1 protein-coding gene is annotated in these 251 nt (G+C 46.6%); it reads right to left on the bottom strand.

The window, feature by feature from the left end; all coding sequences use genetic code 11:
• Nucleotides 1–251 (bottom strand): citrate/2-methylcitrate synthase (locus tag ACH107_RS33985; RefSeq protein ID WP_412509947.1); only part of this gene is annotated, 251 nt, incomplete at both ends.

Here is a 251-nt window from a genome sequence, read left to right as displayed (position 1 = left end):
AGGATATCGTCTGCGGCTTTCTTGATAATTGTTGCGCGCGGATCGAAGCTTTTGTAAACTCTGTGACCGAAGCCCATCAAGCGGAAGTTATCGTCTTTGTTTTTCGCTTTTTCAACATATTTAGCCACATCACCACCATCCTGCTCAATCATTTCAAGCATTTCAATCACTGCCTGGTTAGCACCACCGTGAAGCGGGCCCCATAGTGCAGAAATACCTGCTGAAACTGAAGCGAAAAGACCTGTATGGGC

The organism is Roseovarius halophilus (ex Wu et al. 2025) (genome assembly GCF_047086965.1).
This window is presented reverse-complemented; position numbering and strand designations above follow the sequence as displayed.